24 protein-coding genes are annotated in these 24161 nt (G+C 66.7%); 13 read left to right on the forward strand and 11 right to left on the reverse strand.

Annotated features, from left to right (window positions below; translation table 11 throughout):
* Window positions 1-47 precede the first annotated feature (47 nt).
* Both LJ754_RS06510 and LJ754_RS06515 read right to left on the reverse strand, forming a co-directional pair.
* Window positions 48-350, reverse strand: a complete 303-nt coding sequence (locus tag LJ754_RS06510; protein WP_442860155.1) for a CDGSH iron-sulfur domain-containing protein — start codon at window positions 348-350, stop codon at window positions 48-50.
* Window positions 347-1444, reverse strand: coding sequence for an iron-containing redox enzyme family protein (locus LJ754_RS06515; RefSeq protein ID WP_227925988.1), 1098 nt, complete (start codon window positions 1442-1444; stop codon window positions 347-349). The genes LJ754_RS06510 and LJ754_RS06515 overlap by 4 nt, the downstream gene beginning before the upstream one ends.
* 194 nt (window positions 1445-1638) lie before the next feature.
* Here LJ754_RS06515 and LJ754_RS06520 point away from each other — a divergent pair, with 194 nt between their 5' ends.
* The 4 genes from LJ754_RS06520 to LJ754_RS06535 all read left to right on the forward strand — a co-directional run bounded on the left by LJ754_RS06520 (window position 1639) and on the right by LJ754_RS06535 (window position 4165).
* On the forward strand, window positions 1639-2211 hold the full coding sequence (locus tag LJ754_RS06520; RefSeq protein ID WP_227925989.1) for a hypothetical protein: 573 nt from the start codon (window positions 1639-1641) through the stop codon (window positions 2209-2211).
* Between the two features lie 58 nt (window positions 2212-2269).
* Window positions 2270-2569 (forward strand): GNAT family N-acetyltransferase, encoded by a 300-nt coding sequence (locus LJ754_RS06525; RefSeq protein ID WP_227925990.1) that lies wholly within the window; start codon window positions 2270-2272, stop codon window positions 2567-2569.
* A gap of 130 nt (window positions 2570-2699) precedes the next feature.
* Window positions 2700-3431, forward strand: coding sequence for a hypothetical protein (locus LJ754_RS06530; protein WP_227925991.1), 732 nt, complete (start codon window positions 2700-2702; stop codon window positions 3429-3431).
* Window positions 3428-4165 carry a hypothetical protein gene (locus LJ754_RS06535; RefSeq protein WP_227925992.1) on the forward strand — a complete coding sequence of 246 codons (738 nt, stop codon included), beginning with the start codon at window positions 3428-3430 and terminating at the stop codon, window positions 4163-4165. The genes LJ754_RS06530 and LJ754_RS06535 overlap by 4 nt, the downstream gene beginning before the upstream one ends.
* A 162-nt stretch (window positions 4166-4327) precedes the next feature.
* On the opposite strand, the gene LJ754_RS06540 is transcribed toward LJ754_RS06535, so the two are convergent.
* From LJ754_RS06540 to LJ754_RS06555, 4 genes are read right to left on the reverse strand one after another with little or no spacing between them, the layout of a single operon-like run.
* The gene (locus LJ754_RS06540; protein ID WP_227912504.1) at window positions 4328-4606 is read right to left on the reverse strand and encodes an HPr family phosphocarrier protein; all 279 of its coding nucleotides are present in this window, start codon (window positions 4604-4606) and stop codon (window positions 4328-4330) included.
* 40 nt (window positions 4607-4646) lie between these two features.
* Window positions 4647-6371, reverse strand: a complete 1725-nt coding sequence (gene ptsP / locus LJ754_RS06545; RefSeq protein WP_227926052.1) for a phosphoenolpyruvate--protein phosphotransferase — start codon at window positions 6369-6371, stop codon at window positions 4647-4649.
* Between the two features lie 30 nt (window positions 6372-6401).
* Window positions 6402-8588 carry a PTS fructose transporter subunit IIABC gene (locus tag LJ754_RS06550; protein WP_227925993.1) on the reverse strand — a complete coding sequence of 729 codons (2187 nt, stop codon included), beginning with the start codon at window positions 8586-8588 and terminating at the stop codon, window positions 6402-6404.
* Window positions 8588-9619, reverse strand: coding sequence for a 1-phosphofructokinase family hexose kinase (locus tag LJ754_RS06555; protein WP_227925994.1), 1032 nt, complete (start codon window positions 9617-9619; stop codon window positions 8588-8590). The genes LJ754_RS06550 and LJ754_RS06555 overlap by 1 nt, the downstream gene beginning before the upstream one ends.
* Window positions 9620-9871: 252 nt before the next feature.
* Between LJ754_RS06555 and LJ754_RS06560 the strand changes: the two genes are divergently transcribed.
* From LJ754_RS06560 to LJ754_RS06570, 3 genes are all read left to right on the forward strand, one after another.
* Complete coding sequence (locus LJ754_RS06560; RefSeq protein WP_227925995.1) at window positions 9872-10519, forward strand: alpha/beta hydrolase; 648 nt, start codon at window positions 9872-9874, stop codon at window positions 10517-10519.
* Between the two features lie 173 nt (window positions 10520-10692).
* A complete protein-coding gene (locus LJ754_RS06565; RefSeq protein WP_227912499.1) occupies window positions 10693-10962 on the forward strand; it encodes a GlsB/YeaQ/YmgE family stress response membrane protein in 270 nt (89 codons plus the stop codon).
* A 174-nt stretch (window positions 10963-11136) separates the two neighbouring features.
* A complete protein-coding gene (locus LJ754_RS06570) occupies window positions 11137-11898 on the forward strand; it encodes a hypothetical protein (RefSeq protein ID WP_227925996.1) in 762 nt (253 codons plus the stop codon).
* On the opposite strand, the gene LJ754_RS06575 is transcribed toward LJ754_RS06570, so the two are convergent.
* Entirely contained in the window at window positions 11895-13154 is a 1260-nt protein-coding gene (locus LJ754_RS06575) for a DUF445 domain-containing protein (RefSeq protein ID WP_442860313.1), read from the reverse strand. The two genes, LJ754_RS06570 and LJ754_RS06575, sit on opposite strands and share 4 nt — an antisense overlap.
* A gap of 170 nt (window positions 13155-13324) precedes the next feature.
* Between LJ754_RS06575 and LJ754_RS06580 the strand changes: the two genes are divergently transcribed.
* Genes LJ754_RS06580 through LJ754_RS06590 form a run of 3 tightly spaced genes read left to right on the forward strand, consistent with a single transcriptional unit; the run spans window position 13325 to window position 16122 of the window.
* Window positions 13325-15214 (forward strand): glycoside hydrolase family 15 protein, encoded by a 1890-nt coding sequence (locus LJ754_RS06580; RefSeq protein ID WP_227925997.1) that lies wholly within the window; start codon window positions 13325-13327, stop codon window positions 15212-15214.
* Window positions 15211-15606, forward strand: a complete 396-nt coding sequence (locus LJ754_RS06585) for a DoxX family protein (RefSeq protein ID WP_227912496.1) — start codon at window positions 15211-15213, stop codon at window positions 15604-15606. The genes LJ754_RS06580 and LJ754_RS06585 overlap by 4 nt, the downstream gene beginning before the upstream one ends.
* Before the next feature lie 3 nt (window positions 15607-15609).
* Complete coding sequence (locus LJ754_RS06590; protein WP_227925998.1) at window positions 15610-16122, forward strand: metallophosphoesterase family protein; 513 nt, start codon at window positions 15610-15612, stop codon at window positions 16120-16122.
* 84 nt (window positions 16123-16206) lie between these two features.
* On the opposite strand, the gene LJ754_RS06595 is transcribed toward LJ754_RS06590, so the two are convergent.
* The 4 genes from LJ754_RS06595 to pta form a co-directional block, all read right to left on the reverse strand.
* Entirely contained in the window at window positions 16207-17394 is a 1188-nt protein-coding gene (locus LJ754_RS06595; RefSeq protein ID WP_227912494.1) for a zinc-dependent alcohol dehydrogenase, read from the reverse strand.
* Window positions 17395-17531: 137 nt separating this feature from the next.
* Window positions 17532-17951 carry a hypothetical protein gene (locus LJ754_RS06600; RefSeq protein WP_227912493.1) on the reverse strand — a complete coding sequence of 140 codons (420 nt, stop codon included), beginning with the start codon at window positions 17949-17951 and terminating at the stop codon, window positions 17532-17534.
* A gap of 149 nt (window positions 17952-18100) precedes the next feature.
* Window positions 18101-19246: an acetate/propionate family kinase gene (locus tag LJ754_RS06605; protein WP_227912492.1), complete on the reverse strand. Its 1146-nt coding sequence runs from the start codon at window positions 19244-19246 to the stop codon at window positions 18101-18103.
* The gene (pta, locus tag LJ754_RS06610) at window positions 19247-21319 is read right to left on the reverse strand and encodes a phosphate acetyltransferase (protein WP_227925999.1); all 2073 of its coding nucleotides are present in this window, start codon (window positions 21317-21319) and stop codon (window positions 19247-19249) included. It lies immediately after the preceding gene.
* 231 nt (window positions 21320-21550) lie between these two features.
* Here pta and LJ754_RS06615 point away from each other — a divergent pair, with 231 nt between their 5' ends.
* The 3 genes from LJ754_RS06615 to LJ754_RS06625 are packed head-to-tail and all read left to right on the forward strand — an operon-like array spanning window position 21551 to window position 24138.
* The gene (locus tag LJ754_RS06615; RefSeq protein ID WP_227926000.1) at window positions 21551-23068 is read left to right on the forward strand and encodes an amino acid permease; all 1518 of its coding nucleotides are present in this window, start codon (window positions 21551-21553) and stop codon (window positions 23066-23068) included.
* Between the two features lie 46 nt (window positions 23069-23114).
* Window positions 23115-23462, forward strand: a complete 348-nt coding sequence (locus LJ754_RS06620) for a thiamine-binding protein (RefSeq protein ID WP_227912489.1) — start codon at window positions 23115-23117, stop codon at window positions 23460-23462.
* A 31-nt stretch (window positions 23463-23493) separates the two neighbouring features.
* On the forward strand, window positions 23494-24138 hold the full coding sequence (locus tag LJ754_RS06625) for an O-methyltransferase (RefSeq protein ID WP_227926001.1): 645 nt from the start codon (window positions 23494-23496) through the stop codon (window positions 24136-24138).
* The last annotated feature ends 23 nt before the right edge of the window (window positions 24139-24161 follow it).

Genomic DNA, 24161 nt, shown 5'->3' on the forward strand with positions numbered 1-24161 from the left:
CGGTTGGTTGGCAGCGGTTGGTGCAGCGGGTAAAACGGGAAGCCGTCCTATTCCGCTGCCGCGTCCTGCCCCGCCTTGCGTGCAGGTCCGGGGACCGGACGACGCCGGGCGGTATCGAACTTGATCAGTTTGTGCGTGCCGTCGCAATAAGGCTTTATGGCGGAGGCCCCGCACCGGCACAGCGCCACGGTTTCCCGGTCCCTGGGCACGGGGACACCGTCCGGAGTGACTATCTCGAAGTTGCCGCGGACCAGGAGCGGGCCGTTGGGGCAGGCAACGATCGACGCCGGAGCGCCCGGAGCCGGGGTGCCTTCGCCGTCGGGAACGGGAGCGCCGGATTCGGTGCTCACGGGGTTACACCGCCGGCGATGGCCGCCGCAGCCAAGGCGGATCCTGCAGGGCCCGCCTCTTCCGGGCCGCCGTCGGGCAGGGGCGCAAGCAGCGCCGGGCTGCCGGCCTGCCAGGCCAGCAGCTGGTCTTCGCCCAGCATGGCATCAATGGCCAGGACGGTTGCTGCCCCGAAAATGATGTCTTCAAGCAGGGCGGGCTCGGCTTCGGCCAGGCCGCCGGCCAGGTCCCTGGCGGCGATCTGTTCGTGCACGGCGTCGGCTTCCACATGCTCGTCGAAGTAATAGGTGACTTCGTCGCTGAATCCGTGCCGCCGAAAACCCCGGGCGTAGAACGAATTAGGAATTGAGGACGTCATCTCAAAGGCGGCAAGGTGCCCGGCGATCGCGCCCCGGAGCCGGCGGTTGAGGCCAAAGAGGGACATGGCGTTGGATGACGCCAGGGTCAGGGCCGGCACCAGGTCGATATAGTGCCCGTAGCCGGCATCCAGTCCCAGACCCTCCATGGTGTTGGCGAACAGCTTGGAGTGCATACGCTCCTGGCGGCCGCCGCCGTACTCGTCCGCCTGGATCTCCACCAGGGCGGCCTTGGCGCGGCCCACCGGCAGCCGCGGAATGGCCCAGCTGTGCGGGTCGGCTTCCTTGAGCTGGTAAACCGAGCGCAGGACAAGGAATTCGCGCAGCTGCTCGACGCTTGCCTTGCTGGCGATAAAACGGGACACGCTGGGTCCGTCGTCCTTGGCGGCCAGGGCAAAGAGGGTTTCGGCAACGTCTTCGCTGCGCGGTGCGGGCAGCTCGGGAAGGGATACGGTGCGGCGGAGCACCTCTTCGAACGCGGCCTCCAGCCGGGCACGGATGCGGATCAGGTCCGGCTCCCATTCGGCGTCGTCCGCTACGCCGTCCAGGCCGCTGTAGTGCAGCTCGTACAGGCAGAACAGGGCCAGCTGCAGGTCTTCATCGCGCAGCAGGTCACCGCCGGCCGACAGGGCCTCGGTTACTGCGGAGTCCAGGGCAGCGTAACCGGCAGTGCTGCGGCCGGCGTGGAGCAGGTCGATCAGGGTGGCGCTGACGCGCCCTCTCGGGGCGGGAATCTTCATTGCTTTCCTTACGTCTGAAGGCGCGTTTGACGGCAGTAGTCATCGGGACGGCTGGGACAAATCCACAGGTCAGCATACTTGGTATGGGCTCAAGGCACCCTGTCCGCAACGGCAGTTGCGGCATTGACCTTTGCCGCCCCGTTGGATGCAATGGAGGAAAGAGCCGGCCCCGGGCCAGCGGGAAGGAGCATTTGATGTCCGGTATGGTGTGGTCCGTCATCCCTCCGCTGCTCCTGCTCGCACTGGTCCTGGTGACCGGTGCCGCCGGCGTTGACCGTGCGCTTCGTGCCCGCGACGGGGAGCGGTTGTTCTGGGTGGGATTCACGGCGTTTCTGGGTGTGCTCATGACCGCGGCCTGGGCGGTGGCCGCTTCCCCGGATTACACCCCTGTGGCGGGATGGGCGGTCGCGGCGGGCAGTACGGCGGCGGCAGCGTGGGTGGTGTGGCGGAACCGCCGCCGCGCGGTGGAGCAGGAACGGAACCGCACCGCGGTTCAGGTGCACGGCACCACGCTGCGGCACCGGGATGTTCTTTCCCGCTGGAGTGCTTATGAGCTGGACCCGTGGCTCGCCGCAGAGTATCCCCGTCTGCAGGACGTACGCAGCCCGGAGACCAGGGACTTCATCCGGGCCCTGAAAACAGCGGACCAGCTGCGTGCAGGGGTGCGGACACCGGAGGACGCAGCAGCATACAGCCAAGCGGTGGATCGGCTGGCCGGGTGCCTGGAAGCGGCGGAAAGGGCTGCCGGGGGAGGCCGGGCAGCGTAGATGCGGCCGCGCCGGGAACGGGGTGGACCGCGGGGGATTGACGTGGCAGTCTCGGCCTATGACAACCAAAGACATCAGTGTCTCGCGCAATGACGGGCAGGACCGGTACGAACTGCGGCTGGACGGAGAACTGGTGGGTATTGCCGACTACCGGATTGAACCTGATGCGGTGGCGCTGACCCACACGGTGGTGGAGCCGGCCTTCCGGCATCAGGGCTACTCGTCCCGGCTGGCGAAATATGCCGTGGATGACATCATCGGCGACGGCCGGCGGATCAAGCCCTACTGCTCCTATATGGCCGCCTACCTCGGCAAACACCCGGAGTACAGCCATCACGTGTCCTGGCCGCAGGGCTGAGGACCATCCGCAAAGTGTGCGTTAATTGGAGCTGGCTTCCCGCTCTGCATATGGGGGGAACGCAGAAGGGGAAGCCAGTTCCAACAGTATACTTCCAGTTGTCGGAGTAAATCCAATTGAGGGGGACGGGATGGCGCTGCCTGCCAGGTCTTTCCAGAGTTGGCGGGCTGCAGTTGCTCCGGGTGAGTCCAATGCCGCCCTCTGCCGCCGGACCGGCATCAAGCGCTCCACGCTTGCCCAGCAGATTGTCCGCGGCAAGGTCTCCGAAATCACCGTGGTCCGCGTGGCCCGCGCCTACGGTAAGAACCCGGTGGAAGCCCTCTCTGACTTTGAGGAATACGCCGATCTGCTCAGCGGACCGTGGCGTCCCACCACCGCCGAACTGATCAGCCAGGTGTCCTACGTCTGCATCCTGAAGATGATTTTGGCCCGGGCTACCCAGGAAGGACCGGCTGGGCCGGAGGGGCCCGATCTCGCCGGGTTCGGACACGGGAACGCCATCCGCTCCTGGTTCGAGGCGGTGGATCCGGGGGACCTGCGCCAACGCCTCAGCGCCAAGTCCGGGGTTGCGCCGCAGAACATTTCGGCGCAGCTCTCTGCAGGCCGCCTCGCACCCGAGCTTGCCGTGGAAGCGGCACGGATCGCCGGCGTGTCCCTGCCCGGCGGATTGGTCGCCATCGGTTTGGTCACCCCGGATGAGGCCGGATGGCCCCAGGGCGGACAAGAGCAGGCGCTGGCGTCCCTCAGCGATTCCGAACTGGTCCTGCTGGCCCGGGACCGGCTGGATTATTTGGGGAAGATGATGAAAAAGCTTGAACACGATAATGAAAATGAACTGACGTTGTTGGAGAACCTGGGATGAGCATTGCCACCGCGTTTCAGGTTGGTGCGCTCGCCGTATCCGGCCTTTTCGCATTGACCCGCCTGCCCTCGGCGGTGAAGGGGCGGAACCCGCTGCTCTTTTGGGCACTCCTGATGCTCTGCATTGCCATTGCACTGGGGATCTCGCCAGTCTATTTGGCGGTCGACAACGCGTTGGGCGGCGTCAACATTGCAAATGTGATTATCCGTTTCGCGATGTACGGCTTCTTCCTGATCCTTGGTGTGAAGGCTGCTGTTGCCTTCCGTGCCCCCGGAGCAGGCCGCCTGATCGCCGGCCCGGCCGGTGTCGCCGTCGTAATCGCGGTGGGGATTGCCACCGTGGTGCTGTTTATCCTGGCGGACCTGCCGGTATCCTCGCCGGGCCTGCGGAACTACGGAGGGCAGCTGCCGGTGATGCTCTACGGGATTCTTGGGCGGGTCTATCCGGGATATGTAGCTGCCTGTCTCGTTGGCCCTGCCCTGCACATAGCCGCGCACCGCCGGCGTCCGTCCCTGATGCGGGCCGGAGCCGGACTGCTGGGTGTCGGTCTGATCGGCGTCGTGCTTTATGCAATCCAGGACGTTACGCCCCTGGACGTGAATCCCTGGGACCACTTGGTGCCGTATTCCTCGATCATTCTCACGACCGTGGGCCTGGCCTTGCTGGGCAGCCAACGGATCGCCTCAAAGAAGCGAATTAAGCAAACGCCCCTGATGCAAACATACGTAAAGTGACGATTAGATAAACTTGTTCACATTTTCATGCGCATGTGTCAGAATAATGAATATGTAACATCCGCTGCCTGTGGGGGGTCAGCGTGAGGTTGCAACGAAGCCAGCGGCAGCGCCGCTGGCTTCGTCACTTTAAGGCGGAAGGCCGGGTCGCCAGCCCCGGGATCATTGTGCGTCCAGGTCCGTTTCCAGCACCCGGGCCAGATCCTCCAAGGCATTTTCAGCGCCGGGGCCGTCCGAGCGGAGCACCACCACGTCTCCGTGCGAGGCACCCAGGCTCATCAGCGAAAGCATGCTGGAGGCGTCCATCGCCTCCTCAGCCGGAGTCCCTTCCATCGCTATGGTCACGTCCACCGGCGAGGCTGCGGCAGCTTCGGCGAATATTGATGCCGGACGGGCATGGAGCCCCACCCGGCTGGCCACTGTGGCTTTGCGTTCTGCCATTGTTTTTCCTTCCGTGGTTGTGCCGGATGTCCGGCCGCGCTTACAAGCCCAGCTGTTCAAGGACGGGCAGCCTGCTGCGCACAATGGTGCGGGCCTCGGCTGCGGAATGCGCCGCCAGTGCGCGGGCGGAGAGCTCCTGCGCCTGCTCCAGGGTCACCGAGCCCAGGACCGCACCAACGCTGGACAAGGCCCGCGGCGTCATGGAGAGCGTGTTTACCCCCATGCCGGCCAGGACGACGGCGAGGGCCGGATCTGCGGCTGCCTCGCCGCACACCCCAACGGTCTTGGCTCCGGCAGCGGCCGTCGCGGTGCCCGGTTCCGCCGGCAGTGCCGCCGTCGCGCGGGCCGCACCGGCAACGGTGGCGGAGATCAGCTGCAGGACCGCCGGTTGCCAAGGGTCGTTGAGGGTCGCCAGGGAGCCCAGCTGGCGGTCAGCGGCCATGGTGTACTGCGTCAGGTCATTGGTGCCCAGGGACGCGAACCGGACCCGGGACAGGATGGCTTCAGACATCACGGCCGCGGCAGGTACTTCCACCATCACACCGGGCATGCCCAGCCCGGCTGCCGTGCAGAGCACCGCGAAGTCCGCTGCTTCTTCGGCGGTTGAAATCATGGGGGCCATGACCCAGACGTCGGCCTCGTGCGCCCCGGACGCTACGGCAATGGCTTCCAACTGGCGGGCCAGCACGCCGGGAGAGGTCCGGTCGGTGCGGAAACCCCGCACCCCGAGGGCCGGGTTGGGTTCCGATGCGTCCGTGAGGAAAGGCAGGGGCTTGTCCGCGCCGGCGTCGAGGGTCCGGATCACCACCTTCCGGCCCGGGAAGGCCGCGAACACGGCGCCGTAGGCATCCACCTGCTCCTCCACGCTGGGCTCGGAATCCCTGCCCAGGAAGCAGAATTCCGTGCGGAGCAGGCCAACGCCTTCGGCGCCCGCTTCTGCGGCGGCGCGGGCGTCCTTGCCGGAGCCCACATTGGCCAGCAGCGGTACCCGGTGTCCGTCGGAGGTGGTTCCGGTGCCGTTGAAGGCCGGAAGTGCGGACCGGGAGGCGTATTTCTGCGCGGCCTCACGCTCGGCCGCGCCGGGGTCCTCCACCACCGTCCCGGAGGCGCCGTCCAGGTAGATTTCCGCCCCGTCCGCAATACCGTCCGCACCCGGAGCGCCGACGACGGCGGGCAGTCCCAGCGAGCGGGCCAGGATGGCGGTGTGGGACTGCGGTCCGCCCTCGCTGGTCACCAGGCCCACCACTTTGGCCGGGTCCAGCGTGGCGGTATCCGCCGGCGCCAGTTCCACAGCGGTCAGGATGAAGGGCGCGTCGGAGCCGGGGATTCCCGGGGCCGGCAGCCCGTTGAGTTCAGCCACAATCCGGCCGCGCACATCCAGCACGTCCTGGGTCCGTTCGGCCATGTACCCGCCCAGGCTTTGGAGCATCGCGGCCACTTCCATGCCCGCCTCCCAGACGGCCCGGTCGGGAGCCATGCCGGCGTTGATGTGTTTGCCGGCGGCTTTGAGCAGCATGGGATCCGTGGCCATCATGGCGGTGGCATCCAGCACCGCCTTAGCGTCTCCGGACGCGGTTTCGGCGCGGTGCTTCAGATCCTCCCGGACGGTTTCCGCAGCGTCCTTCAGCCGGGCCTTCTCACCGTCCACCGTTGCCTCCGGACCGAACTTCGCGTCTGCGTCGGGCTCGGGCACCGGAGGGGGCATCCGGCGCGAAGGACCCAGGACCCGCCCGGCGCTGACTCCGATTCCCTTGATGGTCCGCATCATCCATGCCTTCCTGTTTGAGTCGGTGCCTTACGCAGCAACGGGTTCCTCCACTTTCCTGCGGGGAGCGACAAACCGTTTCAGGCCCACGTAGACGAAGCCTGTGACCGCCGCCCCGGCCAGGATCGCCACCACGAACATCAGGAGGTTGCCGATAGCGAAGAAGACAAATATCCCACCGTGGGGTGCCTGTGAGGTTACGCCGGTTGCCATGCAGATGGCACCGGCCACGGCGCCTCCGAGCATCGTGGAGGGAATAACGCGGAAGAAATCGGCCGCCGCGAACGGGATGGCGCCCTCCGAAATGAAGGCCGCACCCAACAGCCAGGCGGCCTTCCCGTTTTCCCGCAGGGCCATGCTGAACCGGTTCTTGGCCAGCACCGTTGAAGCAAAGGCCATGCCCAGCGGGGGAACCATGCCCGCCGCCATCACTGCGGCCATGATCTCCCACGGCACCTGGTTCTCGAAGCTGCCTTCACCCAGGCCGGCCACAGCGAAGGCGTAGGCCACCTTATTGATGGGGCCGCCCAGATCCGAGCCCATCATCAGCCCCAGGATGACACCCAGCCCAATGGCCGCCACACCGGTGAGGCTGGTGAGCCAGTTGTTCAGCCCAAGGGTCAGCGCGGCAATGGGGCCGCCAAGGACCAGGATCATCAGGCCGGAGGCGATGAGAGAGGCCAGAAGGGGGATGATGACCACCGGCATCAGTCCCCGCATCCAGGAAGGTACGTTCCAGTTGCCGATCCACCGGGCCATGTACCCGGCAAGCAGGCCGCCGATGATGCCGCCAATGAACCCGGCATCCATGAACAGGGCCACGGAACCGGCGGTGAAGCCCGGGGCAATGCCGGGGCGGTCCGCCAGTGCGTAGGCAATGTAGCCGGCCAGTGCGGGCACCAGGAATGCCAGGGACAGGTTGCCGATCTTCCAGAACACCGCACCCAGGTACGGGATCAGCCCCTCGGGCGGCAAGCTGAAGAGCGACGTCCCGTCCAGCATCACATCGCCGTTGGCGACACCGTCCCCGCCGTCCGAGGCCAGGGCCAGTTCATAACCACCCAGCAGGTACCCGAGGGCAATCAGCAGCCCGCCGCCGGCGACGAACGGGATCATGTAACTGACGCCGGTCAGCAGGGCGCGCTTGAGCTGGCCGCCGAAGCTCTCCCTTCCGGAGGCGGCCCCTTCGCGTTCCTCGCCGCCGCCTCCGCCGCCGGACACCCGCCGCGCGTTGGGGTTGTTGATCGATTCAAGGGCTTCATCGATCATCACCCCCGGCTCGTCGATGCCGCGCTTCACCGGCCCGCTGATCACGGGTTTGCCCGCGAAGCGGCCCTTGTCCCGGACGTCCACGTCGGTGGCAAAAATCACCGCGTCGGCGTTGCGGATCACGGTGGGGTCCAATGGAGTGGACTTGGCCGAGCCCTGGGTTTCCACCTGCAGGTCGATGCCGCGTTCGGCGGCCGCTGCGGCCAGGGAATCCGCCGCCATATAGGTATGGGCAATGCCAGTGGGGCAGGCGGTCACCGCAACAATGTGCGGGGACTTGGAGGTGTCCGACGTCGTGGCCCCCGTACCGCCCTCTGATGCCGGGGCATCTGCTCCGTGACCACCTCCACGGTCTCCGCCGGATCCCCCCGTACCGGCGGCCTGCCCGCCGCCGCGGGAGCCGGCGTCGGTGCCCGCAGCCGTGGCCCCGGTGGCCGTGCCGGCCGCTGCCGCCCCGCCCGCACCGGCAGCGGACCCCGCCTCCGCCGGGGCAGGGCCAAGGCCCAGCGCGCCGTCCACCAGCTCCACAATCTGCTGCGGGGAGCCTGCGGAACGGAGCGCACCGGTGAAGTCCTTGCGGATCAGGGAGCGCGCGAGCTTGGCCAGCAGCTGGAGGTGCTCCTGATCCGCACCTTCGGGAGCGGCAATGAAAAAGACGATGTCCGCCGGCCCGTCCTTCGCGCCCCAGTCCACTGCGGGACGAAGCCGGGCCATTGCCAGGGTGGCCTTGGTGACGGCAGCTGACCGGCAGTGCGGGATGGCAATGCCGCCGGGAACACCGGTGGCTGTTTTGCCTTCCCTGGCCATGGCGTCGGCATACAGCTCGTCATAGCTGGTTGCACGGCCGGCGGAGACCACGTTGCGGGCCAGATGCTCAATGACCCCGCCTTTGTCCGCGCCCAGATCCGAGTCCAGGGTGACCAGATCCGGGGTGATGAGGTCCGACATTAGCTTTCCTCCTTTTGAGGCGCAGCGGCGGCCCTCCCGGCAATCGGGCCTTGTGGCTCAATGCTGAGTGCGGTAACGGTCACTTCACCGGGATCCGTTTGGGCCAGGGTGGGAACTGCCGTTCCCGGCAGGGCAGCCGCGGCTGCTCCGTGGGCCACGGCTTGGCGCAGGCACTCCGCCGGGGGGACGCCGGCCACTTCGGCGAGCAGGTAACCGGCAAGGGCCGAATCGCCGGCACCGACCGTGGAACGTGCCTGCACCGGCGGGCGGGTTGCCAACCAGCTCCCGTCGGCAGTCACCAGCAGTGCGCCCTTGGCGCCGAGCGTGACGAGGGCGGCACCGACGCCGCGTTCGCGCAGGACGCCGGCGGCCCGGGCGGCGAGAAGCGGGTCCGCCTCGAGTGCCGCCTCGTTGGAGAAACCGGCCGCCTCGGCCAGTTCTTCGGCATTGGGCTTCAGCAGGTCCGGTGCTGCACCGTGCATCAATGCACCCGTCAGCGGCGGGCCGGAGGAGTCCATCGCGATGAGCGGGGCTTCAGTGCCCAGCCGCTCCCGCACCGCCTGCGCCACCAGGGCATAGAAGTTCGGCGGCACTCCGGGCGGAAGCGATCCGGCCAGCACCAACCAGGACACCGGTCCGCTGCCCTCTTTCGGCGTGCAGGCCCCCACCACCAATGCGATCAGGGCTTCCTGCTCCACCGGGCTGAGCGAGGGGCCCGGGGCATTGACCTTGGTGGTGGTGCCGTCCGGTTCCGTCAGCGTGATGTTGCTCCGCAACGGAGCGGTGATGGGCATATTCAGGTAGGGAATTCCGGCCTGCCGCAGGCCGGCGGTCACCGGATCCTCGTCAGCCCCCGGCAGGACTGCAAGCGAGGCGACCCCGGACGCCGTCAGTGCCCGGCACACGTTGACGCCCTTGCCTCCGGATTCTTCTGTGGTTCCCGCCGCACGCTGGACGGCGCCCCGCACCAGCGCGCCCGGGAGCTCGACAGTGCGGTCCAGGCTGGGATTGGCGGTAAGGGTAACGATCATAAATGAGATCCATCCAGGCCGTGGTTCCCGTGGAAACGGCCGGTATTCGGGCGGAACTCGGGATGCTTCCCGGTCCTGGGGCGGCCGCTGTACGGATACCTGCACAGATACCTGCACACCTGCGATCCGTGGCGACTGCCACTGCTTCTTCGCTGATGCGACTTTACTTTTGGTCCGCTGCCCGTGGCAATGGGATACGGACCGCCCGGCCCCCGCCGCCCGGAAACGGCGTGCCCCGGCTAGGCTGGGCCGATGAAAAACGTGCCGGCGGGAAACGTCATCTGGTCACTGCCCGCGGACCGGCGCCATGGACGCTCCCTGGTGGTCCTCCTGCACGGGTACGGATCCGGGGAACAGGCAATGGAGCGGCTTTTTGCCGCGCTGCCGGACACCGCTGTGGGGGCGGCAGTGCGCGGACCGCTGCCGGTCGGCGAGGGCAGCGGCTGGTTCCTGCTGGATCCGCTGTTGAACTCTGACACCTCGGAGGTGCTGGAGGCGGCGCTGTCCGTGCTGGCCTGGATTGACCGGGTCCGGACCGAATACGGCTTCACTGCGGTCTCGCTCGTCGGTTTTTCCCAGGGCATGGCCATGGCCGCGACGCTGCTGCGCCTGCGTCCCCGGGACTTCCGCGCCGTCGTCGGGCTGTCCGGCTTTGTAGCGCCGAACGAGCTCTTGGCCGTCGCCGAACCGCTGCCTGTGCGCGTGCCGTTCTTCTGGGGACGGGACCGGCAGGACTGGGTAATCAATGGCGATGCGCTCCAGTACACCGGCCAGTGGCTCGAGGAGAATACGGCCCTCACCGCCCGTACCTACGAGGGAATGGGCCACGCGCTTTCCGCCGCGGAGATTTCCGACGTGTCCGTATTTCTGTCCGCGTATCTGCGCTCCGACACGCCGTAGCCATGCCGTATCTCAGCCGCAGGCCACACGCCCGCGGTAACTAACACACATTCACCCAGATGAAAATTCTCGGAAAAACTACGCCTAAGCATGCTTATCAAGTAGGCTGGAGGAAAGCGCTGCCCACAAAGCAGTGCTGAAATCACTGTCACTCACACAGCAAGGAGAATCAAATGGGTTTCATTGCGTTCCTTATTCTGGGTCTCATCGCAGGTGCAATTGCAAAGATGATCCTCCCGGGTCGTCAGGGCGGCGGCTGGATCGCCACCCTGGTCCTGGGTGTCATTGGCGCCCTTCTGGGCGGCTGGATCGGTAGCGCCGTCTTCGGCGTCGGTCTCGAAGAGTTCTGGTCCATCCAGACCTGGCTCGTAGCCATCGTTGGCGCGATCATCGTTCTGGTGATCTACGGCTTCGTAACCCGCAAGAGCAGCAACCGCGCTTAAGTAGTGCGTGAGCGCCGCTAACCCGGCGTGTTGATTAGTAAGGGCGGGGCCCGCGCGGAATTTTCCGCCGGACCCCGCCCTTTGCTTTAAGCAACCAGGTGCAGGGGGACCCCCGGCTCCGGGCGCGCCCCGTAGAGTTGAAGCCTGCACCGGATTTCCCCAAGGAGAGTTCTTGTGAAGCGACGTAAGTTCAACCCCGCAGCCAAGTTGGCCGGGAAGGCCACCTTCGGACCCGACGGGCAACCCAAGCCGCACGTAGTGAAGGCGATCGAGCGGGCCGTGGAGGTCCAGCGCCCACTGGTCCTGGCGAACATCCGCCGGATGCAGCGCAAGCACCCCAAAGCGTCCGCCGCAGAGCTGATTGCCATCCTCGACCGCCACTACCTGAACGCGGTGATGGGCGGCGGCGCGGCCGTGGGTGCCACGGCGGTGGTTCCCGCCGTCGGAACCGTGGCCGCCCTCGGACTCTCCGCCGCAGCGACGGTCGGTTTCCTGGAAGCCACCGCCCTGTACGCGCAGTCAGTGGCTGAACTGCATGGTGTACGGCTCGCCGATCCGGAGAAGTCCCGGACGATGGTGATGGCCATCATGCTGGGTGAAGAAGGAACCTCCATGATGCAGTCCCTTGCCGGCCGCGGCAGCGCGCAGTCCTGGGGCAGCACCATCGGCGCCATGCCCTCGGGCCTGATGGGGTCGGTCGGCTCAAGCATCCGCAAGCAGTTCCTGAAGCGGGTCATGGCACGCCAGGGCACCGCCATGCTGGGACGTGCCCTGCCGCTCGGTGTGGGCGCCGTCGTTGGCGGATTCGGCAACCGGGCAATGGGCAAGGGTGTCATCAAGGCCACCCGTGCAGCCTTCGGTGAACCGCCGGCCACTATTCCGGGCGAGCTGGCCGGTGAGTTGGAGCGGCTGGAGAACCAGCCCAAGACCGCCTAGCCGAAGACCGCCGTGGCGACCGTAAAGATCGCCAGACCGGCGAGGGATCCCACCACGGTGCCGTTAATCCGGATGAACTGCAGGTCCTTGCCGACCTGCAGTTCAATCTTTTCCGAGGTCTCCTTGGCGTCCCAGCGTTCCACCGTTTCAGTGATGACACCGGCGATGTCGCTGCGGTAGGTCCGGACCAGGTACCCGGCGGCGTCGGCAACGTAACCGTTGATCTTGGCAGCAAGCTCCGGTTCTTCCACCAGCCGCGTACCGAAGTCCTGCAGTGCTGACTTGAAGTTGCGGGTCAGTTCACTGTCCGGGTCCTCGGCCGCGGTCATCAGGGCGTTCTTGATGGTGGTCCAGGTCTGCGTCATCAGCTCGCGCACGCGCGGATCGTCCAGCACCTGCTCCTTCACGGCGTCGGCCTTGGCCATGGTTGCCGGATCCTCCTGGAGGTCCTTGGCCACCCCGGTGAGGTAGTTATCCAGTGCCACGCGCAGCTGGTGGTTGGGGTTTTCCTGCACGTCGATCAGGAACCGCTCGGCCTGGATCTGCACCCGTTCACCCACCAGGTCATCCACGAACGCGGGAACCCACGACGGCGAACGTTCGGCCACCAGGCGTCCGATCACCTCGGGGTTGGCCAGCACCCAGTCGGCCAGGCTGTCCACGATCAGGTTCACCAGCTGGTGGTGGTGGCCCTCCTCGAAGATGCGCTGCGCCATTCGTCCGGCCGGCGGTCCCCACTGCGGGTCCACCACGTGCCGGCGGAACATGGATTCGAGGACGTCGCGGACGGCGTCGTCGTCCAGTACCCGCAGTGCGCCCCGGATGGCCGCGGCGCCTTCGGTGGCCACCCGCTCCGCCCCCTCGGGGCGGGACAGCCAGATGCCGGCCTTGCGAGCGACCTGCATAGAGTCCAGCTTCGTCCGGATGATCTCCTCGGAGAGGAAATTCTGTTCCACGAACTGGCCCAGCGATGCGCCGATCTGGTCCTTTTTCTCCGGGATGATCGCGGTGTGGGGGATTTTGATCCCCATGGGGTGCTTGAACAGGGCGGTGACGGCAAACCAGTCCGCCAGAGCGCCCACCATCCCGCCTTCCGCCGCGGCGCGGACGTACTCGAGCCAGGGATAGCGGTCCTGCAGGGCGAAGGAAAACAGGAAGATCACCGCGAGCAGGATCAGCAGGCCCGTGGCCAGCATCTTCATCCGCCGCAGGGCGTAGGCACGTTCTTCATCGGTGGGGACCGCTTGGGTGCTCACGCGTGCACCTCCCCGGCCTGCATGGACATGGCTGACGCGTCTTTCAATACCGCTCCCTCATCTTCCAGTGCGGGCCCGGCAAGTCAACTTCCCGAGCCGGACCACCTCTTCCCAATCTAATCAGTGATTTGGGCACCCGCGCTACGAGGGCGGTGTGGTTGAGTAGTGCCATGGCATCCCCCGTGGACTTCCCTGCCGAGCCGGCGCCCGCACCGCCGCAGCTTCCCTGTCCCATCGAGGACTATGCGCTGATCTCCGACCTGCACACCGGAGCGCTGATTTCCCGCACCGGGAGCATGGACTGGCTGTGCCTGCCGCGGTTCGATTCGCCGTCGGTGTTCGGCGCCCTGCTCGGCGACAGTGACCACGGCCGGTGGCGCCTGGCGCCGGACGATCCGGCTGCCGTGGTCACCCACCGGGCCTACCTGGAATCCACCTTTGTGCTGCGCACCCACTGGCAGACCCCCACGGGGACGGTACGGGTCACGGACTACATGCCCACCGGAGACCGCCGCGCCTCCCTGGTGCGCCGGATCGAGGGCATCAGCGGCACCGTCCCCATGCAGCAGGAACTGAAGATCCGGTTCGGCTACGGTTTGGTGCTGCCGTGGGTCTTCCGCGGCACCGACAGCGCCGGGGAGCACCTCTCCGCGATCGCCGGCCCCGGAGCGCTGGTGCTGCGCGGCACCAACCTGCCGGTGGCCAGCAACCACAGCCACATTGGCCGGTTCGACGTCGCGGCGGGGGAGTGTTTCGACCTTGAACTGACCTGGTACCCCTCTCACCGCCCTGTCCCTGCGCCTCAGGACCTGGATGCGGCCCTGGCCCGCACCACCGCGTACTGGCAGAACTGGGGGAACCGCTGCCTGGAGTCAAGCGGCTACGAGCATGCGGTGCGGCGCTCGCTGCTGGTGCTGCGGGCCCTGACGCACGAAGACACGGGGGGTATTGTGGCCGCTCCCACCACTTCCCTGCCGGAGGTGGCCGGCGGGGAACGGAATTGGGACTACCGCTACTGCTGGCTGCGGGATGCCGCCCTGACCCTGGTGGCCATGATGACCCACGGCTACCAGGACGAAGCGCTGCAATGGCGCAGTTGGCTGCTCCGGGCCGTGGCCGGGGACCCGGAGGACCTGCAGATCCTTTACGCCGTGGACGGCGGGCGGGACCTGCCCGAACAGATCCTGCCGCAGTTTCCGGGCTACGGCGGCGCGGCACCGGTTCGGCTGGGCAACGGGGCCGTGGGGCAGTACCAGGCGGACGTGGTGGGACACGTGATGGTGGCGCTGGCCCGGCTGCGGGACCGCGGCGTGCCGGAGGACCACTTTTCCTGGCCGCTGCAGCGTGCACTGCTGAACTTCCTCGAAAAGCACCTGGAGGAGCCGGACCACGGAATTTGGGAGATGCGCGGTGAGCCGCAGCACTTCACGCACTCGCGGGTGATGATGTGGGCTGCGTTTGACCGGGCCGCGGATGCCGCCCGGAAATACGGGTTGGAAGGCCCGGTGGAGGTCTGGGAGGGGCTCCGGGACGGACTGCGCCGGGAGGTGATGGAACGGGGCTTTGATCCGGAGCTGAACTCTTTCACCCAGTACTACGGCAGCACCACGGTGGACGCGGCGCTGCTGCAGCTGCCGCAGGTGGGGTTCATCGACTACGACGACGAACGGATGCTGGGCACCGTGGCCCGGTTGGAGAAGGAACTGCTGGACCCCTCCGGACTGCTGCTGCGCTACGCCACCGAAACCGGTGCGGACGGGCTCCCGGCGGGTGAGAACCCGTTCCTGGCGTGCAGCTTCTGGCTGGTGGAACAGTATGCGTTCACCGGCAGGCTGCCGGAGGCGCGCAGGCTCATGGACCAGCTGGTGGGCTATTCGAATGAGCTGGGCCTGCTCAGCGAAGAATATGATGCAGCCAGTGGACACATGGCCGGGAACTTCCCGCAGGCCTTCTCGCATCTGGCATTGGTCCGGGCTGCGGACGCCCTCGCGGGTGCCGAATCCCGGCCGCCGTCCCCTGCCCGCTCCCGGACAGCAGCCCCAACCGAAGGAACCCGATGAACCGCAAGACGCTCTCCGCCGCGGCCATGGCAGCGCTGCTGACCACCAGCGCCGTCAACCACTTCCGCAACCCGCGTTTCTACAACGCGGTGGTGCCGCGCAGCATCAGCACCGATACGGAGGGCAGGTACGGCGTGATGACCCGCCGGCAGTGGACCCATGCCAGCGGTGTGCTGGAGTTCGCTGCGGCACTGGGCCTGCTCCTGCCCGCAACGCGGCGGCTGGCGGCCACCGGCACCGCCGCCATGTACGTGGCCTTTATCGCCGGCCACATCAGCGCCCTCCAGCGCGCCTTCGGTCCGCGCGGCGGGGACAAGGAAAAGCTGGTCCACAGCCTGCGGCTGCCGCTCCAGGTCCCGTTGATCCTCTGGGCGTGGAACCTGCGGAAATAGCACGTGGCCACTCAGCTGCTGGTCCTTTCGGACACCCATCTGCCCACCCGTGCCAAGGTACTTCCCGAGGTGCTCTGGCAGGACATTGAAGCCGCAGACCTCGTGGTGCATGCCGGGGACTGGGTGAACGTTGAACTGCTGGAGGAGATCCAGGCCCGTTCCCGCAGCCTCCTGGCCTGCTACGGAAACAACGACGGCGCCGGGCTGCGGTCCCGCCTGCCGCTGGTGGCGACGGCGGTGGTCGAGGAGGTGCGGCTCGCCGTCGTGCATGAAACCGGTCCCGCACGGCTGCGGGAAGAACGCATGGACGCGCAGTTCCCGGATACCGACCTGCTGATTTTCGGGCACAGCCACATCCCCTGGGATTCCACCGCCCCGTCCGGGATGCGCCTGCTGAACCCCGGCTCGCCCACCGACCGGCGTCGGCAGCCCTTCTGCACCTATTTGCGCCTGGACCTCGACGGGAAGAGCATCACACCCGACCTCCGGCGGCTTCCGTCGCGGAGGGCCGCTTAACGTGGGTAGCGCTTAAACGGCAAAGGCCGGGGTGCCTTGCGGCTGCCCCGGCCTTTGCCGGTGGTGCTTGGTACTGCTGGTGCCCTAGTTGCTGGCGCCCGGCTGGAAGACAACCTTGATGCAGCCGTCTTCCTTCTTCTGGAACTTCTCGTACAGCTCCGGTGCATCCTCAAGGGAGGCCTGGTGGGTAACCAGGTTGGTGACGCCCAGCGGATCGGCGGGATCCTCGACCAGCGGCATCAGGTCCTCGGTCCAGCGCTTGACGTTGCACTGGCCCATCCGCAGGTTCAGCTGCTTGTCGAACATGGCCATCAGGTTCATCGGGTCGGCTGTGCCGCCGTAAACGCCGCTCAGGGACACCGTGCCGCCGCGGCGGACCGCGTCAATGGCACCGTGCAGGGCGGACAGGCGGTCCGTTCCGGCGGTTTCCATTGCCTTCTGCGCCAGCTTGTCCGGCAGCAGTCCGACGATGGTCTGGGCTGCCTTGCCCACGGGGGAGCCATGGGCCTCCATGCCGACGGCGTCCACCACGGAGTCCGGTCCGCGGCCGTCCGTCATTTCACGCAGTTCGTCGGCGACGTCCTTGTGCAGGTCCAGGGTTTCCACGCCGTACTGGCCGGCTAGCTTCCGGCGTTCCTCCACCGGCTCGACGCCAATGACACGGTAGCCCAGATGTGTGCCGATGCGGGCGGCGAACTGGCCGACCGGGCCCAGGCCGTACACAGCGAGGGTGCCGCCGTCGGGCACATTGGCGTACTGGACGCCCTGCCAGGCAGTGGGAAGGATGTCGGAGAGGAACAGGTAACGGTGGTCCGGGAGTTCGGTGCCGACCTTGATGGGGTTGTAGTCGGCCAGCGGCACCCGGAGGTACTCGGCCTGCCCGCCGGGAACGGAGCCGTACAGCTCAGAGAAGCCGAAGAGGGCAGCGCCGGAGCCCTTTTCGCGGACCTGGGTGACCTCGCACTGGGTCTGCAGGCCCTGGCGGCACATGAAGCAGCTGCCGCAGGCGATCTGGAAGGGAACAACCACGCGGTCGCCCTTCTTCAGGCTGGTGACGGCGGAGCCGACCTCTTCCACAATGCCCATGGCTTCGTGGCCGAGGATGTCGCCTTCCTTCATGTAGGGCAGGAGCACTCCGTAAAGGTGGAGGTCGGAGCCGCATACAGCGGTGGAGGTGACCCGGATGATGGCGTCGGTGGGTTCCTGGATGGTGGGATCAGGTACTTGCTCCACGCTTACGGAGTTTTTTCCCTGCCATGTAACTGCTTTCACGTGCGATCCTCCTGCTGGTTGCATTCTGAGTGCGTTGAAAGAACTTATCCCCATTGTGCCAATTCATAAGCGTACTGACAAAACAGGCCGCAGTCAGGGGTTTGCGGAAAGTCTGCAGGTGAGCGGGCGCGTGGAGGCTAGGAGTTTCGGCCGGTCCGGCTCGGGCGCGGTCCCGGGAGTACCCGGGGGTCCCGCGCCAGGATCATGTCCAGCGCGGTTGCATTATCCAGCGTTTGCCGCGCGGAGAGGGGCGGCGGCTGCAATACGGCCCGCGCGGCGTCTGCCGGGGGCAGCTGTACGCCCACATGAAGCGCCGGGACAGTGGGGGCTGCGCGTTCGACCTCGCGGGCGGCATCTGCCAGGACCTCCAGTGCCGCGTCCTCGATGCCGGCAGTACGCGTGAGGTTAATGAGGATGTTGGCGCCGAGCGTTGCCGTATGGCGCAGGATATTCAGCAGGGTGCCGCAGTTGGAGCCGGTCAGGGCACCCCGAACTTCAATGGAGGCGGCTGCGTTCTTCGTATCTACGCTGACCAGGACCCGCAGTGGATCTTCCATGTCATCTCCACGCCGACAGTGCTCCCGGCCACTGCTCAACCGGGTATCCCACCGTACAACGGCCGTTGCCCTGCTGTCTGCCGCTTACCCCGTCTTTGGCCCTGCCGGCGGCAAGGCCGGTAGGGCAATCGCCGGGCAGCAGGGGCGGATCAGAATGAAGCGGCGGGTTTCCGGCTCCCGGCGACGACGGCGGCCGTGGCTTCTGCGATCGCTTCCTCTTCATCCGTGGGCACTACCAGGGCCGGAATTGCCGAGTCCGGCGTGCTGATCCGCCGGGCCTGCTTCCCCCGGGCAAGGTTGGCCTCCGGATCCAGCCGGATACCCAGCGGGCCGAGCTGGTCCACCACCAACTCCCGGAACTTCCCGGAGTTTTCTCCGATTCCCGCGGTAAAGACCACCGCCTGCGCACCGCCCACGGCCACATGGTATGCGCCGATGTACTTCGCCAGCCGGTAGGCGGCAACGGCCAGGGCCAGCCGGGAGCGTTCATCGCCGGCGTCCGCGGCCTCCTCGATGCTGCGCATGTCTGACTCGCCGGCCAGGGCCCTTAACCCGGATTCGCGGTTGAGCATATTGTCCAGGGTGTCGGCGTCATAACCCTGGCGGGCCAGGAACACCAGGATGGACGGATCAACGTCTCCGCTGCGGGTACCCATCACCAGGCCCTCCAGCGGTGTGAATCCCATGGAGGTGTCGATGCTCTTGCCGTCCTGAATGGCCGCAACGGAGGCGCCGTTGCCCAGATGGGCGATGACGGCGCGGAACCGTTCGGGCTCTATGCCCAGGAAACGGGCGGCGGCCGGAGCCACGAAGCCGTAACTGGTGCCGTGGAAGCCGTAGCGCCGGATGCCGTGCCGGCGGTACAGGCTGTCCGGCAGCGCGTAGCGCCAGGCCCGTTCCGGCAGGGTGCGGTGGAAGGCGGTGTCGAAAACGGCAACCTGGGGAATTGACGGCCACTTGTCGTGTACTGCCCGGATACCCATGGCGCTGGCCGGATTGTGCAGCGGTGCCAGCGGGCTCAGCCGCTCAATGGAACGGACAATCTCGTTGTTCACCAGGACCGGCTCACTAAAGCGCTCGCCGCCGTGCACCACCCGGTGGCCCACGGCGTCGATGCTCCGCCCGTCCAGTTCCCGCCGCAGCCGGGTACTGAGTTCCTCGAGCGCCGCGGTGTGGTCCGGGATTACGTCACCGATCCGGTCGATGAGGCCCTTTGTGAGCAGCTCCTGGCTGTCTGTGTCCCGCACCTGGTATTTCAGTGACGACGAGCCTGAGTTGATGACCAGCACCAGCATTTAGTCCTCCTGTGCCTGGACGGCGGTAATGGCCACGGTGTTGACGATGTCATCCACGGTGCAGCCGCGGCTGAGGTCGTTGACCGGTTTGCGCAGCCCCTGCAGGATCGGTCCCACCGCCACCGCCCCGGCGGACTGCTGGACGGCCTTGTAGGTGTTGTTGCCGGTGTTCAGGTCCGGGAAAATGAAGACCGTTGCCTGCCCCGCCACGGAGGATCCCGGCGCCTTGGAGGCCGCCACCGAGGCGTCTACGGCGGCGTCGTACTGGATGGGGCCTTCCACCGGAAGATCCGGCCGGGCGCGGCGGACCAGCTCGGTGGCCTTGCGGACCTTCTCCACGGAACCACCGGTGCCGGAGGAACCGGTGGAGTAGGAGAGCATGGCCACCCGGGGCGTGACGCCGAACTGTTCGGCGGTGGCGGCCGAGGCCAGTGCGATGTCCGCCAGCTGCTCCATGTCCGGTTCCGGATTCACGGCGCAGTCGCCGTAGACCAGGACCCGGTCTGCCAGCAGCATAAGGAACACCGAGGACACAATCTTTACGCCCTCCTTGGTGCGGATGAACTCCAGGGCGGGCCGGATGGTGTTGGCGGTGGTGTGGGCGGCGCCGGAGACCATGCCGTCCATCCGGCCCAGCTGGACCATCATGGTGCCGAAGTATGCCCCATGGAGCATACGCTCCTGCGCGTCCTCCAGGGTGACGCCCTTTTTCTGGCGCAGTGCCGCGTATTCGCGGGCAAATTCGTCCCGCAGGGCACTGGTGGCGGGGTTGATGATGTTGACGTTGGAGAGGTCGATGCCTTCACTTGCCGCCAGTTCGCGGATCTGCCCCTCCGGTCCCAGGACCGTCAGCGCACATACGTCGCGCCGGCTGAGGATCTCCGCTGCCTGCAGGATCCGCACGTCCAGTCCCTCCGGCAGGACAATACGCTGCCGGCTGGCGCGGGCGCGCACAATGAGCTCGTTGAGGAACCGCAGCGGGGTGGTGGTGGCCGGCCGGGGAAGCGCCAGCCGTTCCAGCAGTTCCACTTCGTCCACGTGCCGGGACCAGGTACCCAGGGCGGCCGCCACCTTGCGCCGGTGGCCGCTGGAGATCTCGCCGCGGACGCGGCTGACCCGGCGCGCCGTCGTATAGGTATCTGCGCCGACATCGAACACCGGGAACGGCGCGGAGGCCAGCAACTCAAGGATGGCCGGCTCCACCTCCATGCCGCCGGTGAGGATCATGCCGCTCGCCACCGGGAAGTCGGAGGAGAAGGAGGAAGCAAGGGTAGCCACCATCACGTCGGCACGGTCCGCCGGCACAATCACCAGCGTGCCGTCAGTGAGCTGCGGGATGAAGTTGCCAACCGTCATGGCCGCCACCTTCACTGCTGAAACATCCCGCTCCAGGGTGGCGCTGCCGGCCACCTGGCGCGCCTGCAGCGCTTTCTGCACCTCGGCGATGGACGGCTGGGAGATTTCGCTCTGTTCCGGAATGACATAAACCGGGCGTCCGCTGTTGCCCGGGCGCATGGCCGCAGCGATGGGTTCGACTTCCGACGGCGCGGCGCGGTTGACCATCATGGCCAGCAGATCGCATTTGGCATCGGCCAGCTGGCGGCGGGCCACGTCCACGGCATCCGCTGTTTCTGCGGCGCTCATTTCCTGGGCGTTGACGACGGCGAGCACCACGGTGCCCAGGTCATTGGCCAGACGGGCGTTGAGATCGAACTCGAGGGCGACGTCGTGCCCGGAAAGGTCCGTGCCCTCCACGATCACGACGTCGCAGTTGGCGGCGATCTCGCTGTAGACGGCCAGGCAGCGGGCATCCACCTCGCCGCGCTCACCGGCGACCAGCAGTGCACGCAACTGGGCCCGGGTCAGCCCCCCGCGGCAGGTGGAGGGGCCAAGGTCGAAGCGGCTCTGCATCAGTTCCACCATGGGGTCCTGCGCCGGATCGTCGCCTTCGACGATGGGGCGGAAGAAACCCACCCGGTCCGCGTGGCGGCCCAGCATGTCGGCCAAGCCGAGGCTGATCAGGGACTTGCCGGATCCGGGCGTCATGGCGCTTACATAGATTCCGCGGGCCATAGCTGTGATCCGTTCGTAGCGGGGTTCTTCCCATCCCGGGGGCGGGGTGGATCAGGTCACATCCATACTCGCAAAAGCGTGCGGCAGTTGCCAGCGGAGCACGCTTCACCCCAGGCGCGGTACAAGGCTTCGTGGACTCTTCTGTCTCAGGATGTGAGACTAAAATAAGTGCCGCCGGACGCCCAGCCTACGATTGACCGGTTATATTCCTCAAGACAAGGCGAGGACCACGTGAGTCTCTTCCGTACCAAACCCATCGAAGCTTCCCTGGCGGACGCCGACGAACCTGGCCGCCGGCTGAAGCGGTCACTCACCGCGTGGGACCTGATGATCATGGGCGTCGCCGTCGCTGTGGGTGCCGGCATCTTCTCGGTGGGTGCCAAAGCTGCGGCGGAGTTCTCCGGCCCCGCCGTCACCATCTCTTTCGTGCTGGCGGCCGTCACCTGTGCGCTGGCCATCATGTGTTACGCCGAGTTCGCCACCGCCATTCCCGTTGCGGGTTCGGCGTACGTCTTCAGCTACGCCACCATGGGCGAGTTCGTCGCCTGGATCATCGGCTGGAACCTCATCCTCGAACTGTTCACCGCCGCAGCGGTGATCGCCAAGTACTGGGGCATCTACCTCAGCGAGGTGTTTGCCCTGATCGGGGTGGATATCCCGGCAACCCTTCACCTTGGACCCATTGACCTCACCTGGGGTCCGTTCCTGATTGTCACCGCGTTCACCATCCTGCTGGTGATGGGCACCAAGCTCTCCGCACAGGTGGGCAACGTCTTTACGCTGATCAAGGTGGGCGTGGTCCTCTTTGTGATCGTTGCCGGTTTCTTCTACGTCAAGGCGGAGAACTACTCCCCGTTCATCCCGGATCCGGTGTCCACTGCCAGTGAAGGCAGCTCGGGCGTTATGCAGCAGTCCCTGTTCTCCTTCCTGACCGGCGCAGCGCCGGCCCAGTACGGAATGCTCGGCGTTTTCGCCGGCGCCGCCGTGGTGTTCTTTGCCTTCATCGGCTTCGACGTGGTGGCAACCTCCGCCGAAGAGGTCAAGGATCCAGGCCGGACCCTGCCGCGCGGCATTTTCGCCGGGCTGGCCGTGGTGACGCTGCTTTACATCGGTGTATCCCTGGCCCTGACGGGCATGGTCTCCTACACGGACCTGGCGACGGCGGAAAACCCGAACCTGGCCACCGCCTTCACCATGGTGGGCAACACGGCCGCCGCGAAGATCATCGCCGTTGGATCACTCATCGGACTCACCACGGTGATCATGGTGCTTCTGATGGGCCTGGCCCGGGTGGTGCTGGCCATGAGCCGCGACGGCCTGCTGCCCCGTGGACTGTCCCGCACCAGCGACAAGCACTCCACCCCGGCGCGGCTGCAGATCCTCTGCGGCGCACTGGTGGCCTTCGTGGCAGGGTTCACGCAGGTGGACGTGCTGGAGGAAATGATCAACATCGGCACGCTGTCCGCCTTTGTGGTGGTCAGCCTGGGCATCCTGGTCCTGCGGAAGAAGCGCCCCGACCTGCGGCCGGCCTTCCGGGTTCCGTTCGGGCCCGTCATTCCGGTCCTTTCCGCCGTGCTGTGCCTGTACCTGATGACCAACCTGGCCGTGGAAACCTGGCTCTACTTTGCCGGCTGGCTGCTGATCGGTTTCCTGCTCTACTTCGCCTACGGCCAGCGGCACTCCCGCCTGAACGAGAAGTTCTCAGACGTGGCCCGTGCCGGCGCAGGCAGGGACGCCGCGGAAGCGTAACGCGTTTCCCCGTGCGCGGTTCCGGGCGGGGTGGCACACTGGGCGGATGCTAGTTGCCTTCTCAGTTGCCCCGTCCGGAACCGGACCGCAGACCCTTCCCGCCGGAACAGGTGATGCCTCGGTGCACGACGCCGTAGCCGCCGCCGTGAGGATTGTCCGCGAGTCCGGGCTGCCAAACTCCACCGATGCCATGTTCACCACCCTCGAGGGTGAGTGGGACGAAGTCATGGACGTGGTCCGCCGCGCCACGGAAGCGGTGGGCCGGTACGGCAGCCGGGTATCGCTGGTGCTCAAGGCGGACATCCGCCCCGGGCACGCCGGCGAGCTCACCGGCAAGGTGGAACGGCTTGAGAAGGTGCTGGCCGAACAGGACGAATACGGCGGCCACGCCTAGCGGCCGCTTTTCCGAATGAACGGAGCCTGCAATGGGGCAGTGGAAACAGGTAGAGGACTTCCTGGCCGGCGTGATCGTGCAGCCGGACGATGACCTGAGAGCCATCGTCGCAGCGACCGCTGCCGCAGGACTGCCGCCCATCGAGGTCTCCGCGGCGCAGGGGAAGCTCCTGATGCTGCTGGCCCGCCTGTCCGGTGCCCGGCGGATCCTGGAGATCGGCACGCTGGGCGGTTTCAGCACCGCGTGGCTGGCCAGGGCGCTGCCGCCCGGGGGAGAACTGATCACCTGTGAATACGAGCCCCGCCATGCGGAGGTGGCCCGCGCCAACCTGGCGGCCGCCGGACTCGCGGACCGTGTCACGGTGCGGGTGGGTGCGGCACTGGACATCCTGCCGGCACTTGCCGGGCCGTTTGACCTGTTCTTCATCGATGCGGACAAAGCCAACAATCCGGCCTACGTGGACTGGTCAGTGAAGCTGTCCCGGCCCGGCAGCCTCATTGTGGTGGACAACGTGGTGCGCGGCGGCAGTGTCCTGGACGCTTCCGGTGACGACGCCGTGCAGGGCACCCGGGAAGCCCTGTCCGTGCTCGGATCTCATCCGCGGCTGGAGGCTACGGCCCTGCAGACGGTGGGATCCAAGGGCTGGGACGGCTTCGCGCTGGCCGTGGTCGGGTAACCCGCCCGCGGCCGTCCTAAGCT

The organism is Arthrobacter sp. zg-Y40, from assembly GCF_020731535.1.
Classification (GTDB): Bacteria; Actinomycetota; Actinomycetes; order Actinomycetales; family Micrococcaceae; genus Arthrobacter_B.